At 62.5% G+C, this 13,921-nt stretch carries 11 protein-coding genes; 9 read left to right on the plus strand and 2 right to left on the minus strand.

Going from position 1 to position 13,921, the window contains the following annotated elements; genetic code table 11:
* Nucleotides 1-3: 3 nt before the first annotated feature.
* Complete coding sequence (locus tag VPH40_RS03290) at nt 4-2,886, plus strand: hybrid sensor histidine kinase/response regulator (RefSeq protein WP_328572654.1); 2,883 nt, start codon at nt 4-6, stop codon at nt 2,884-2,886.
* Here VPH40_RS03290 and VPH40_RS03295 read toward each other — a convergent pair.
* Entirely contained in the window at nt 2,883-6,083 is a 3,201-nt protein-coding gene (locus tag VPH40_RS03295; protein ID WP_257219020.1) for a PAS domain-containing protein, read from the minus strand. The two genes, VPH40_RS03290 and VPH40_RS03295, sit on opposite strands and share 4 nt — an antisense overlap.
* 140 nt (nt 6,084-6,223) lie before the next feature.
* Here VPH40_RS03295 and VPH40_RS03300 point away from each other — a divergent pair, with 140 nt between their 5' ends.
* From VPH40_RS03300 to VPH40_RS03320, 5 genes are all read left to right on the plus strand, one after another.
* Nucleotides 6,224-7,126: an alpha/beta hydrolase gene (locus VPH40_RS03300; protein ID WP_328572655.1), complete on the plus strand. Its 903-nt coding sequence runs from the start codon at nt 6,224-6,226 to the stop codon at nt 7,124-7,126.
* A gap of 26 nt (nt 7,127-7,152) precedes the next feature.
* Nucleotides 7,153-7,575 carry a hypothetical protein gene (locus VPH40_RS03305; RefSeq protein WP_328572656.1) on the plus strand — a complete coding sequence of 141 codons (423 nt, stop codon included), beginning with the start codon at nt 7,153-7,155 and terminating at the stop codon, nt 7,573-7,575.
* A 138-nt stretch (nt 7,576-7,713) separates the two neighbouring features.
* Nucleotides 7,714-8,406 carry a hypothetical protein gene (locus tag VPH40_RS03310; protein ID WP_328572657.1) on the plus strand — a complete coding sequence of 231 codons (693 nt, stop codon included), beginning with the start codon at nt 7,714-7,716 and terminating at the stop codon, nt 8,404-8,406.
* A gap of 98 nt (nt 8,407-8,504) precedes the next feature.
* Nucleotides 8,505-8,981, plus strand: a complete 477-nt coding sequence (locus VPH40_RS03315; protein ID WP_328572658.1) for a hypothetical protein — start codon at nt 8,505-8,507, stop codon at nt 8,979-8,981.
* A 110-nt stretch (nt 8,982-9,091) separates the two neighbouring features.
* On the plus strand, nt 9,092-9,514 hold the full coding sequence (locus VPH40_RS03320) for a hypothetical protein (protein ID WP_099667459.1): 423 nt from the start codon (nt 9,092-9,094) through the stop codon (nt 9,512-9,514).
* Between the two features lie 259 nt (nt 9,515-9,773).
* Here VPH40_RS03320 and VPH40_RS03325 read toward each other — a convergent pair whose 3' ends face one another.
* A complete protein-coding gene (locus VPH40_RS03325; RefSeq protein ID WP_289914731.1) occupies nt 9,774-10,304 on the minus strand; it encodes an SRPBCC family protein in 531 nt (176 codons plus the stop codon).
* Nucleotides 10,305-10,434: 130 nt separating this feature from the next.
* Between VPH40_RS03325 and VPH40_RS03330 the strand changes: the two genes are divergently transcribed.
* Genes VPH40_RS03330 through VPH40_RS03340 form a run of 3 tightly spaced genes read left to right on the plus strand, consistent with a single transcriptional unit; the run spans nt 10,435 to nt 13,903 of the window.
* Nucleotides 10,435-10,869: a MarR family winged helix-turn-helix transcriptional regulator gene (locus tag VPH40_RS03330; protein WP_152280889.1), complete on the plus strand. Its 435-nt coding sequence runs from the start codon at nt 10,435-10,437 to the stop codon at nt 10,867-10,869.
* A complete protein-coding gene (locus tag VPH40_RS03335) occupies nt 10,866-12,440 on the plus strand; it encodes a DHA2 family efflux MFS transporter permease subunit (protein ID WP_328572659.1) in 1,575 nt (524 codons plus the stop codon). Before VPH40_RS03330 ends, VPH40_RS03335 begins: the two co-directional genes overlap by 4 nt.
* A gap of 17 nt (nt 12,441-12,457) precedes the next feature.
* The gene (locus VPH40_RS03340) at nt 12,458-13,903 is read left to right on the plus strand and encodes an efflux transporter outer membrane subunit (RefSeq protein ID WP_328572660.1); all 1,446 of its coding nucleotides are present in this window, start codon (nt 12,458-12,460) and stop codon (nt 13,901-13,903) included.
* Nucleotides 13,904-13,921 lie beyond the last annotated feature (18 nt).

Raw genomic sequence — 13,921 nt, forward strand, 5'->3', positions numbered from 1 at the left:
CGCATGAGCAGCACTCCTGCCACCAGCAGCCAGGCCGGCGCCAGCGGCGTGGCCTTCCTGCTGCAACTGGAACGCCGGCTGCGCCTGCTGCAAGACACGGGCGAGATCCTCGCCCTGTCGGCCCAGCTGCTGGGCCAGCGCCTGGGCGCCCAGCAAGTGGCGTGTTTCGATATTGACCAGGTCCTGCAGTGCCCCACCCTGCAGCATGCGTGGAGCGACGGCCTGGCGCCGGGCGCCGCCGGCGAATATTTCCTCGGCGATTGCGCGGCAGGCCTGGCCGAGGCGCTTGCCGCGGGCCAGGCGCTGGCCGTCAGCGACGTGATGAATGACCCGCGCACGGCCCAGCCCGCCGCGCAAGCCACGTTTGCGCGCCTGGGCATCCGCGCCTTCCTGAACATTCCCATTGCCAAGGATGGCCAGCTGGCGGCCCTGTTCGTCGTGCACAGCCGCGCGGCCCGCCTGTGGCATGCGGACGAGATCGAACTGGCCGTGCAAGTGTCGGAGCGGGTCTGGTCGACCATTTTGCGAGCCCAGGCGGAAGCGCGCCTGCGCGCCCTCAGTGCCAGCATGGAAACGCAGGTGGCCGAGCGCACGCGCGAGTTCGGCCGCACCTGGAACGTGAGCCCCGATTTGCTGGGCGTGCTCAACCTCGACGGCTATTTCGAACATTCGAACCCCGCCTGGCAAGCCACCCTGGGCTGGTCGGCGGAGGAAATCCGCACGACGAAATTCCTCGAACTGATCCATCCGGACGACTTGCCGCGCACCCATGCGGCCTGGGATGCGGCCAACCAGGGCCAGCCCGCCTTGCGCTTCGAAAACCGCTACCGCCACAAGCTGGGCGGCTGGCACTGGCTGTCTTGGGTGGCCGTGCCCGAAGGCGACAAGGTGTATTGCAGCGCGCGCGACATCACCGTGGAAAAGAAACTGGAAGCGGATCTGGCGGCGCGCAACAGCGAGCGCGAGCGGCTATGGCGCAGCGCGCAAGACTTGATGGTGGCCATCGATGCCGAAGGCTGCTTTGCCGCCGTCAACCCGGCCGCCGGCGCCATCCTGGGCTGGCTGCCCGAGGAAATGCTGGGCCGCAGCATCTTCGACTTCGTGCTGCCCGAAGATGCCGCCGCCACGCGCCAGGCCTTGCTGCAAGTGGGCAAGGAATCCATGCCCAGCTTTGAAAACCGCTACCGGCACCGCGACGGCGGCCACCGCTGGCTATCGTGGGTGGCCGCAATCGAAGGCGACCTGGTGTTTGCCACCGGACGCCACGTCACCCTGGAAAAGGAAGCGCAAAACACCTTGCGCCGCATGCAGGAATCGTTGCGCCACAGCGAAATGGCCCTGCTGCAATCGCAGAAGCTCGAAGCGCTGGGCAAGCTGACGGGCGGCGTGGCCCACGACTTCAATAACGTGCTGCAAATTATCTCGGGCAATTTGCAATTGCTGCAGCTGGGCCTGGATAACGACCCGCTGGCCGCCAAGCGCATCGCCAGCGCCTCGGCCGCCGTGGAACGGGGCGCCAAGCTGTCGGCCCAGTTGCTGGCCTTTGCGCGGCGTCAACCGCTAAAACCGCTGGTGACGGACCTGGCGCAGCTGCTGCGCGCGACGGAAGAGCTGCTGCGGCGCGCCACCGGCGAAACCATCGAAACGCGCCTGCTGCTGGCCGACGACTGCTGGCGCGCCCTGGTCGATCCGCACCAGCTGGAAAACGTCATCCTCAACCTGGCCATCAACGCGCGCGACGCCATGGAAGGCCAGGGCCAGCTGACCATCGAACTCAGCAACAGCGTGCTGGGCAGTGACTACGCGGCGCGCCATGCAGACGTGGCGCCCGGCGACTACGTGCAGCTGGCCGTGTCGGACACGGGCACAGGCATTCCCGCGGAACTGCTGGACAAGATTTTCGAGCCGTTCTTCACGACCAAGAAAGAAGGCGAAGGCACGGGACTGGGTTTGAGCATGGCGTACGGCTTCCTGCGCCAGAGCGGCGGCCACCTGACGGTGGACAGTCTGCCGGGCCATGGCAGCACCTTCCGCATCTATCTGCCGCGCTCGCTCGAAGCGGAAACGGAACTGCCGCTGCAGCTGGGCGGCCCCGTGCTGGGCGGCAAGGAAACCATTCTCGTGGTGGAAGACGACGTGCAGGTGCAGACGACGGTGGTGGACATGTTGCGCGGCCTCGGCTATGCCGTGCTGCGCGCCAGCGATGGCGAAAGCGCGCTGGCCATCATCGGCAGCGGCGTGCCCATCGACCTGCTGTTTACGGATGTGGTGATGCCAGGCAAGGTGGCCAGCACGGCGCTGGCGCGCCAGGCCCGCGTGCTGCTGCCGCAGCTGGCCGTGCTGTTTACCTCGGGCTATACGCAGGACGCCATCATGCAGGGCGGGCGGCTGGAACCGGGCGTCGAATTGTTGAGCAAGCCATACCGGCGCGAAGACCTGGCGCGGCGCATCCGCCACTTGCTGGCGAATGGCCGCCACGTGACGGCCCTGCACCAGTACCGCGCACAGCTGCCGCCGCAGCCGGCAACAGCGCCGCCGGCAGGCCGCCATATCCTTCTGGTGGAAGACAATGCGGACGCGCGCGCCATGACGGGCGACCTACTGTCCATGCTGGGACACACGGTGCTGGCCGTGGGCACGGCTGAGGAAGCCTTGCCCCTGCTGGACACGCCGGGGCTGGACCTGCTGCTGACCGATATCAGTTTGCCGCGCATGTCGGGCGCCGAGCTGGCCGAACTGGTGGCGCGCGACCATCCGCGGCTGGAAGTGGTGTTTTCCACGGGCCACGCGCCGGCCAATTCCGGCGTGCTGGACCCGCAAGCGCGCTTCCTGGTGAAACCATTTACCGTCGAGCAATTGCAGCAAGCCTTGCTGCCGACAGGCTAGTAAACGTCGAGCCGGCGCGCCTTCAGTGCGCCGGCCAGCTCTTCCAGGCCAAACGGCTTGCGCAGGAAGCGCGCGCTGGCGTCCTGCATCAGGCTGGCGCCCCAATCGTGCCCGGAAGCAAATACCACGTCCAGCTGCGGCCAGTGCGCGCGCGCGTGGCGCGCCAGTTCCAGGCCGGACATGGTGGGCAGGCTGATGTCCGTCACCAGCACGTCCAGGCCCGGCAAGGCCAGCAGGGGCAAGGCTTCCTCGGCGCTGGACACGCCGTGCACGGTGTGGCCCAGCATATTGAGCATTTCCGTCGTCATTTCGCGCGCATCGTCATTGTCTTCCACCAGCAGGATGCGCCGCCCGGACGGGTCCGGTGCGCCCACCAGGCGGCGGTCGGCCAGCACGTGGCGGATGCGCCGCGCCAGGTCTTCGCGCTGATACGGTTTGCTCAACAATTCAACACCCGGATCCAGCCGCCCGCCCTGCATGATGGCATTGTGCGTATAGCCCGACGTAAACAAGACGGCCAGTTCCGGCAGCAGCAGCCTCGCCTGCTGCGCCAGTTCCTTGCTGCTGACGGGCCCCGGCATGACGACGTCCGTAAACAGCAGGTCGATGGCCACGCCCGTGCCCAGCAAGGCCAGGGCCGAGGCGCCGTCATCCGCATGCAGCACGTCGTAACCGAGGCCGCGCAGCATGTCGACCACCGTATGTTGCACCGGAGCATCGTCTTCCACCACGAGGATGGTCTCGCTGCCGCCCAGCACGGGGCCCGTCAGGCCCGGCGGCGGCTCGGCCAGCGTTTCCAGCGAACGGGGCAGATAAATCTTGAACGTCGTGCCGGCGCCCGGCGCGCTGTGCACCTTGATGTGGCCCGCGCTCTGGCGGATGAAGCCGTAGGCCATGGACAGGCCCAGGCCCGTGCCCTCGCCTTCGCGCTTGGTGGTGAAGAAGGGCTCGAAAATCTGGTCGATCACGTCGCGCGTCATGCCGTGGCCCGTGTCGGTGATGGTCAGCAGCACGTATTGCCCTTCCAGCACGTCGGCATGCCGGCTGGCGTAGTCCGCATCGAGCGTGACATTGCTCAAGGTAAAAGTGAGGCGCCCGCCCTTGTCCATCGCGTCGCGCGCATTGATGGCCATGTTCAGCAGCACGTTTTCCATCTGGTTCGGGTCGACCAGGGTATGCCACAAGCCTTCGCTGATGAAGGTTTCCTCGGCAATCGCTTCGCCCAGGGCGCGCCGGATCAGCTCATGCATGCGGCGCAGCAAGCGCCCCAGGTCCGTCACCAGCGGCCGCAAAGGTTGACGCCGCGCAAAGGCCAGCAGTTGCGACGACAGCTTGGCGCCCCGCTCCACGGCCGAGGCTGCCGAAGCGAGGCGCCTGGCCGCCTGCGGATTGTCGGCCACCGTCAGTTTCAGCAACTGCAAATTGCCCGAGATAATTTGCAGCACGTTATTAAAATCGTGGGCCACGCCGCCCGTCAGCTTGCCGATCGATTCCAGCTTCTGTGCCTGCAATAAAGCTTGCTCGCTGCGCACCAGTGCCAGCCGCGCCTCCTTCTCGTCCGTGACGTCGCGGCCGATGGCATGGATCAGCTTTTGCGCCGGCACGGCCGTCCAGGAAATCCAGCGGTAGCCGCCATCGCGGCGCCGGTAGCGGTTTTCCATGCGCAAGGTGGGCGCGCCATGGGCCAGGCGCGACAAGTCCTTCAAGGCCGCCATGCGGTCGTCGGGATGCACGAGGCTGATGAAATCCATGCCCAGCGACTCGATTTCCGGCCGGTCGAGGATCTTGCTCCAGGCGGGATTGACGGCGATGATCATGCCGGCCAGGTCCGCCACCAGCATGATATCGGTCGACAGCCGCCACATGCGGTCGCGGTCGGCCGTGCGGTTGGCCATTTCCACTTCCAGCGAGGAATTCAGGTAGGCCATCTTTTCCAGCACGTTCTTCTGTTCCTGCACGTCCGTATTCGTGCCCACCCAGCGCAGCACCGTGCCCGCCTCGTCGAACAGGGGCAAGGCGCGCGCCAGGAACCAGCGGTAGGCGCCGTCGCTGGCGCGGCGCATGCGAAACTCGTGTTCGTAGGCGCTGGCGGTGGCGACGGCCCGTTCCCAGCTCTTTTGCGTGGCCTGCACGTCGTCCGGATGCACGCAGTGGCGAAAACCGCTGGTGACGAGCGACTTCAGCGACTGTCCCGTGTATTCGCAGACCTGCTCGTTGACCCAGTAGGTGGCGCCGCTGCCATGCGCCAGCCAGGCCTGGTTGGGCATGGTGGAAGCGAGCGAACGGAACTGCGCTTCGCTGTCGAGCAAGGCGTTGCGCGCCTGCCAGTGTTCGTCGATATCCTCGCACGAGCCATACCATTTCGCGGGCTGGCCGCGCTCGTCTTGGCGGCAGTAGGCGCGCGAGTGCATCCAGCGGTAGCGGCCGTCTTGCCGGCGCACGCGCATTTCCTGGTCGAAAGGCTGGCCGCTGCCCACGGCTTCGCTCCAGGCCGCCAGGGAATGGGGCACGTCCTCGGGGTGGATGGCGTCCAGCCAGCTGGTACCCAGGCCGCTGCCACCCGTCCATTCGCGCCAGCGCTGCGCCACATAATCGAGCTTGCCGTCGACGTCGGCCGTCCACAGCACTTGCGTGTTCAATTCTATGGCGTAATGAAAATGTTCGCGGCTGTCGTGCAGCGATTGTTCCAGCTGGCCCCGCTCAATGACATGCGCGGCCACGCGCGCGGCCAGCGCCAGCAATTCGGTCTCGGGTTGCGTGGGATGGCATGGCGCCTGGAAAAACAGGCCCAGCACGCCCAGGATATGTCCCTTGGCGCCAAAGACGGGGGCGACCCAGCAGGCGCGGTAGCCGTGCAGCATGGCTTCCTTGCGTCCGGCACTCCAGTTCACGTCACGCGTGATGTCGCCGCAATACACGGGCGCGCCGGAAAAGGCCGCCGTGCCGAACGGGGATGGCTGGTCGCCGCCGTGGCGCAGGGCCAGGCACAGGTCTTGCGGCAGGCTGGGCGCGGACAGGCCGCAAAAGCGGTCGGCTTCGTCGATGAGCACGAGGCAGGCATGCGCGCCGCCCTCGGCCAGGTCTTGCAGCGCCAGCAACAAATGCTCCAATGCATGAGCCAGGTCGGCGCCGGCCGCGATGCTGCCCAGCGCAGTATGCTCGGCGTCCAGCAAGGAAAGAATGTTGTTTGCGTGCACCGTGTCGATAAGGGGAAAACTGATGCCCGAAATATACCATGGGGCACCCCTCTTGCAGGAGGAAAACAGCACAGCGCTTGATCTCTGCGCCCACGCGGGCCTATGCTAAAGTGTTGCTCTCTTCTCAAGCGAATTCCAGCATGCCTACCTCCTTGCCCTCCTCCCTGATCGCCACCGCCCTGCTTGCCTCCGCCCACGGCGCCGTCGCCGCCCCCATGAGCCTGGACGACTACCTGGCCCTGAACGGCCCTCCGCCCACGGCGCAGATCGCGTACGGCCCCGCGCCGTCGCAATACGCGCAGCTGTTCCGGCCCGACGGCAGCGGACCGTTTCCCGTCGTCGTGCTCGTGCACGGCGGCTGCTGGACGGTGGCCTTCGGCGGCATCCAGCAGATGCGCAACGTGGCCGGCGCCCTCGTCGCGCAAGGCATCGCCGTGTGGAATGTCGAGTACCGGCGCGTGGACGAGCCGGGCGGCGGCTATCCGGGCACCTACGAAGATATGCACGCAGCGCTGGACAGCCTGCAACAGCACGCGCCCCAGTACCAGCTGGACGTGAAGCGCATCCTCGCCATGGGCCACTCGGCCGGCGGCCAGCTGGTGCAGTGGATCGCAGGACGGGAAAAACTGCCGAAGACCAGCCCCCTGTATCGCGACCAGTTCTTGCCAGTGAAAAATATCGTCAGCCTGGGCGGCCTGGCCGACCTGCGCCATGAAAAGGAATTGATCAAGACCAGCTGCGAGCGCGACATCGCCCAGCTGGCAGGCAGCGCCAGCACCGAGCGCCCCGACATCTACAGCGACACCAACGCCGCCGACCTGATGCCCAACGGCAGCCGCACCGTCCTGATCACAGGCGAACTCGACACCATCTCCCCACCCAGAGTCGCGCACGACTATGCAGCCAAGGCAATCAAAGCCGGCGACCATGCGGAAGTGCTGATCTTGCCCGGTGCCAGTCATTATGACGAGATTGCGGCGACGTCGAATGCTTGGGGGATGATTTTGCCGGTGGTTCGGGGGATGTTGGGGATGCTGCCTTGACGCATCATTCCGGTTTGGGGCCATGCATGATTCGAGTAGAAGTCCTCGACGAAAGCGTGTCATGGCCATTCACGATTCCTCCCGGCCGCAGCAATCACGATGGAACTCCACCGCGCTTGGCCGAACTCAGCGCAAATGCCAAGTCCTGGCATTTAACCGGGTGGCGCGACGGCAGTTCGAATTCCATCGGAATAGCCAGAAATAACCAGGCAATCTCGATTAACGTTGAACACATAGAGGCCTTATCGGTCTGCTTCATGCGTAAGGCGAAGGGTCCCGGATTTGTTTCATTTGAGGTAAAGATGTCGGAAAATCGAGGTACGGTGGTCCTTTTCGCGACGGACCATTTCAATGAGGATGCATTACGCTGGCTACAGAGCAATACCGATAAACTGGCGGCCTTATTTGGCATGCCGATAGCAATCGACGACTGTGGCTTGGACTACTAGCGATCCTTCCACACGCCAGGACTTGGGGCGGAAGCAGCCAAGGTCTGTCACTGGCCGGATAAATGAGTTGGCACTTTAACAACACCCACTCCATCGCTAACAGTAAATCATTATTTATGTCTACATTCAATCCCGACGATGAGTATTAATATTTCAGCTTTCCTTGGCAAAAAAACCGATGAGCTGGACGCGCGGTTCATTAAGACATTCTCGAATCTTGGCTTTGATGTGCAACTGCATCCGGACCTCACGTTGACAAAGTCTTCGGTGGAGGGAGTCCTTTATCTACGTCTTACTAAGACTCCACCTGAATTCCTGCGCATGGAACCAACAGCTCCTTTGCTGATTGCATTTGACTTTGGAGTGCAAAAAAGAGGAAAGAAAGAAGCTCGCAGCATGCTATGGCCGCCAAGAGGCGTCGGTGCGTATACCTATACGATCAGCTCCAGAACGGCAGCAGGAAGAAACGACTCCACTGCTGCCATACAAATACTCTCGATGGCAATACTGGCGAAAGAAAGCGATGGCTATTTCTATGCGGACGGAAAGGAAGTCGCATCCCCGGGCGAGATCGCCCTCAATCAGTCTGTTCAAGAACAGTCTCGATTTAATAGAATATACTTTGACGCTTACGCGTATCGTTTTGAATCTTGGCCGCCTGTCGATGGGGTAAGTTCGTTTGTATGGCCACAGCAAATCGTTCCACCAAAATCGTTAACGCAGAAAATGCCAAAACGCCGTTTCCGCTTTAGATATAAATTTTCATGGCTTCATGTCCCGGGCATTCTGTTGATTAGTTATTGGACATTGGCAACATTGCTATATTCATGACGACGAGGATAGATTTTCACTACCAGTCGTTTATATTGGTCTGCAATCGGCCAGAAGCAGACGGTGGAGACATTGCTGGCAATTCAACTAGAGGAACTATGAGCCTTGAATACTTAGTCACGTACCACCGAGTAGTGGATGCTATTGAAGAGCGCGTCAATCACATTCTCGCGCATCATGGCTATGTTTGCGAATTCGCACCTAATACGGATTTACTCGACACAGAGAATGAGGGCTTGCTAATCAAGGTGATTGACTACGCGACGACCAAGCCGCGTGTGCACCCCGATAGGCATTTCATAGTTTGCATTGGGCTTTCCAACATGCCTTGCCCTGACAAGCCAAGATTGCGAAACCTGACATTTCGCACTACGACTGGCAGCTCAAAGCTTAGCCGCACGCTACAGATTCTTGTCCCGGCAGCGCTTGCAGAAGCCGTCGACGGTGAGCTTGAAGATCCGCAGTACGGACTGATTTTAAAAGCGCCTAACGCGGTCAATTACGCGCTCGATGAAATTGCGAGGCGAACACCACCCCATGATCTACGTGAGGCAGAGTTCGTCGGATGGGCGTAGGCACGATGATACCTGATGGCCAGCAATGGGGTGGAACCTGCCAACGACGGCAACCGGCCAGAAGCGGACAGTCGGCAATTGACCAGTCAAGCTTTACACAGAAAGTCAGCATGTCTCACCGTGATCCTTTTGATGTTATTTCATCTACCGTTGATCTGGATGATCCGGTAGAGCACGGTGATGCTCAACGCTTTATGGTTAACGCCCTGGCTCGGGTGATCGAATGTCTACCCGTTACCGCGCAATCTTCTGTTTTGGCTGCTAAACGATATCTTGAGGGCGCGGCAACGGATAGCGAGGCCATAGCTGTCCGGGTGAGGCTTTGGGAGACCATCCGAGGACGCGATATGTCGGATGACCCTGAGGTGTTGCGTATCAGAACCACGATTTGTGCGCTGCACGGCATGGACGCTGAAGCACCTTACGACAAGTTGGAATACTTTCTGTTTTTTTGGGAGCGCAGCGGCTTAAGCATGGTCGAGCTAGCTGGAGCTATGTTCGACACATACGGCGTTGTTTATCACGACGCTTAATCGGCTGCGGTGGTATATGTCGAATGCGTCAGATCTATGTCTGCTTCGGGGCGAAAGCAGACCTTCCTCAACCGCAAACTGCCAACGACAGCAAGAACCCGCCCGCGCCCCAAACAAAGACTCCCCCGGGCCCAGCGGGCCTGAAAAATGGCCAGGGCAAGGCGCGCGGGCGAAGACAGTACGCATGTACGGCGAGCCCAAGCAACGCAGCCATGGCCATTTTCTCAGGCCCGCGGCTCTGGCCCGCCGTTCTTAAATATTACTGAACCCGCGCCAGGTACTGCGCCAGCTGGCCGAACGTCGCCTTGAACCCCTCCTTCATCGACTCAAACCCCTGCTTGAAAGTCTCATGCTGCTCATCCGTCGCCTTGTGCGGCGTCGACCGCAAGGTCATCGTCGTCTTGCCGTTTTCCTCCGTGAGGGTCATCACATTGAACGATTCCAAAGGCCAGGTGGCGCTGACCGGATGCTGCACCGCATTGCCCTGCTTGTCGGCGAATGACAAAATCGACACGATCTTTTCCGGCGCTTCGATCGCCTGGTAGGTGAATTTGCCCCACATCTCATAGCCATTGTCGGCGCGCATGCCGTAATGGAAAATGCCGCCCGGCTGCAAATCCAGCGCCAGCACGCTCAATTCGAAGCCGACTGGGCCCCACCATTGGGCCAGGCGCTCCGGCTCCACCCACGACTGGAATACCAGTTCGCGCGGCGCGTCGAAAGTTTGCGTGATGACAAAGTCGCTGCTGTCGCGGTGCTGTCCGTCCTGCTTCTGTTCTGCGGTGGTCATGGCGGTCTCCTCAGGGTGATGGTCTGGCACTAATGTACCAGCGGCGCAGATAAACGGGAAGGCCTGTACGCCTGTCAAACCAGCATGCTAAAATATTAGTTCGATACCTAACCATTAGACGACTCACCTTATGACTTCTATCGAAGAGCGCTTTTCCGCCGCCCTCCACAAGACGGCGCGCGGCTGGCGCCATGCCATCGACCGGCGCTTGAAAGACCTGGACCTGGGGCAAGCAAGCTGGATGTGCATCGCCATGATCGCCAAGTCCCCGCAGCCGCCTTCGCAAAGCGAACTGGCCCATCAATTGGGCGTGGAAAACCCCACCATGGTGTCGATGCTGGACCGGCTCGTGAAATCGGGCTTCGTGCAGCGCCAGCCATCGGAAACGGACCGCCGCGTCAAGCTGGTGGTGCTGACCGAGGCGGGCATGCAGGTCTATGACACCGTGCGCAAGGAAGCGGACGGTTTCCGCAAGGAACTGCTGCAGGGCATTGATCCTGATCAATTGCGGGCCGCCACCGAACTGCTGGAAGCCTTGCAGGCGGCCACGGAGAAATCCGCATGAGTTCGGCCACAGCCGGCGCCACACCGGCGCTGCCCGCTTCACAGGACCCCAGCCTGAACCGGCGCATGATCACGATTTCGATCATGCTCGCCACCATCATCCAGGCGCTCGACGGCACCATCGCCAACGTCGCCCTGCCCCACATGCAAGGCAGCCTGTCCGCCTCGCAAGACCAGATCACCTGGGTACTCACCTCCTTCATCGTTGCCGCCGCCATCGCCACGCCCCTGACGGGCTGGCTGTGCGACCGCTTCGGCCAGAAAAACACCTTTCTCGTTTCCGTGGCCGGTTTTACGCTCGCTTCCGTGCTGTGCGGCCTGTCCGGCACCCTTTCCGAGATCGTCGCCGCCCGTCTGCTGCAGGGCGTGTTCGGCGCGGCCCTCGTGCCCCTGTCGCAGGCGGTCTTGCTCGACATCAATCCGCGCGAGAAACACGGCTCGGCCATGGCCATCTGGGGCATGGGCGTGATGATCGGCCCCATCCTGGGACCGACCCTGGGCGGCTGGCTGACGGACAGCTACAGCTGGCGCTGGGTCTTCTTCATCAACATCCCCATCGGCGCCATGGCTTTCTATGGCATCTGGCGTTACATCCGCAAGGACCCGCCGAACCGCCGCATGAACTTTGACATGTTCGGCTTTGCCACCCTGAGCCTGTCCATCGGCGCGCTGCAGATGCTGCTGGACCGGGGCGAGCAGAACGATTGGTTTTCCTCGACGGAAACGTGGATCGAAGCCATCGTGCTGGCCATGAGCTTGTGCTACTTCATCGCCCATACGGCCCTGCGCCCGGCCGGCAAGTCCTTCCTCGACTATCGATTGCTGAAAAACTCGAACTATGTGAGCGGCTTGCTGTTCATCTTCATCGTCGGCATGGTGCTGTTCGCTACCCGCGCGCTGACGCCGTCGATGCTGCAAGGCTTGATGAACTATCCGGCGGCCATCGCCGGCCTCGTGACGGCGCCCAGCGGCCTGGGCACGATGCTGGCCATGCTGATCGTCGGCAAGCTGACGGGCAAAATCGATACGCGCATCCTGCTGGGCGTGGGCTTTTCGATCACCGCGTTCTCGCTGTGGCAGATGGCCAATTTCACCCTGGACCTGGTGCCGAAGACGGTCGTGTGGAACGGCATCATCCAGGGCATCGGCCTGGGCCTCGTCTTCGTGCCCCTGAGCGCAGCCACGTTTGCCACCCTGTCGCCGCAGATGCGGGCGGAAGGCACGGCCATCTACAGCCTGGTGCGCAATATCGGCAGCAGCATCGGCATCGCCCTCGTGCAAACCTTGTTGGTGCGCAATACGCAGATCGCCCATGCGTCCCTGACGGAACACATCACTATCGCCAACCCGGCCCTGCATGACCCCGCCATTGCCGGCGTCTACAACTTGGGGACGGCTTCCGGCATGGCGGCCCTGAATGGCGAAATCACGCGGCAGGCATCGATGATCGCCTACCTCGACGACTTCTGGCTGATGATGTGGCTGACCATCCTCGTGCTGCCGCTCTTGCTCCTGATCAAACCACCGAAGAAGAATGCGCCCGTCGTGGTCGACCACGCGGCGATGGAATAACCCTCATGCATACACCTATGAAACTCTCCCTGAGCGTCCTGGCGCTAAGTTTGGCCCTGGCCGGCTGCGCCAGCATCCCGCCCGACACGCAACAGTTGCCGCAGCAAGACCTGGCCACGATGCAACTGGCGGCCGACATCCACCTGGCCAGCGAAGGCTGGCCCGCCGCGCTGTGGTGGCGCCAGTTCCAGGACGCCCAGCTGGACCAGCTGATTGAAAGCGCCCTGTCCAGCAGCCCGAACCTGGACGTGGCGAATGCCCGCATCGGCTCGGCCCTGTCCGCGTTCGATGCCCAGCATGCGCAGCGCGGTCCCAGGATCGATCTGGGCGCGAATGCCAGCCGCCAGCGCTATTCGGGCAATGGCTTGATGCCCGCCCCCATCGGCGGCAATTACTACAATGAAACCACCGTGGGCGTGCAAGCCCATTACGACCTCGACTGGTGGGGCAAGCACAAGGCGCAGATCGCAGCCAGCCTGGGCGAAGTCAACGCGCGCCGCGCCGAATACGCGATAGCGGAACAGATGCTGGCTGCCGAGATCGCCCGCCACTACTTCAGCATGCAGAATGGCTGGGCACGCATGGATAACCTGCATGCGCTCGTCAAGCTGCAACAACAGTTAGTGGTCGACAAGGAAAAGCGCATCGCCAACGGCCTGGGCGTCAGCGACGACCACCTGTCCGCGCAAACGCGCTTGAGCTTGCTGCAACAGCAGATCGCCTTGCTGGAAACGCAAGTCGTCACGGAACGGGAAGCCTTGCGCGCCCTGTTGGGTGCGGATGCCTCGGCCCTGGCCAGCCTGCAGCCGAGGCAGGCGCAGGCGCTGCCGCATACCCTGCCCGGCAAGCTGGGCATGGAATTGCTGGCGCGCCGGCCCGACTTGCAGGCGGCCCGCTGGCGAGTCCAGGCAGCCATGAGCACGATCGAGGCGGCACAAGCCTCGTTCTACCCCGATATCAACCTGGGTGCCTCGTTCGGCCTCGACGCGATAAAACTGGGCAAGCTGCTGCAGTCGGGCAGCCGCACCCTGTTCATTGGGCCGGCCCTGTCGCTGCCCCTGTTCGACAGCGGCCGCCTGCAGGCGCAGCTGGCTGGCGCGCGCAGCGAACGCAATGAATTGATCGCCGACTACAACCAGAACGTCTTCAATGTCGTGCGCGACGTGGCGCAGGCGGGCGCCCGGGTGCAGGGCGTGGAAAACCAGCTGCGCCTGCAGCAGGAGAACCTGCGCGCCAGCGAAGCGCAGTTGCGCAATGCGAATGCGCGACTCAAGCAAGGTCTGGCCGACCGCGCCACGCAACTGAATGCGGAAATGACCGTGCGCGGCCAGGTGGACCTGGGCATGCAGCTGCAAAACCAGCGCCAGGACGCGGAAATCAACCTGACCGTGGCCCTGGGCGGCGGCTACCGTGGCAGCAGCGATTTCGCCGCCGGCGCCGACACCGTCACCACCAAACAATAACCAACGATTACGGAACAC

Source organism: Janthinobacterium sp. P210005, from assembly GCF_036231865.1.
Taxonomy (GTDB): domain Bacteria; phylum Pseudomonadota; class Gammaproteobacteria; order Burkholderiales; family Burkholderiaceae_D; genus Janthinobacterium; species Janthinobacterium kumbetense.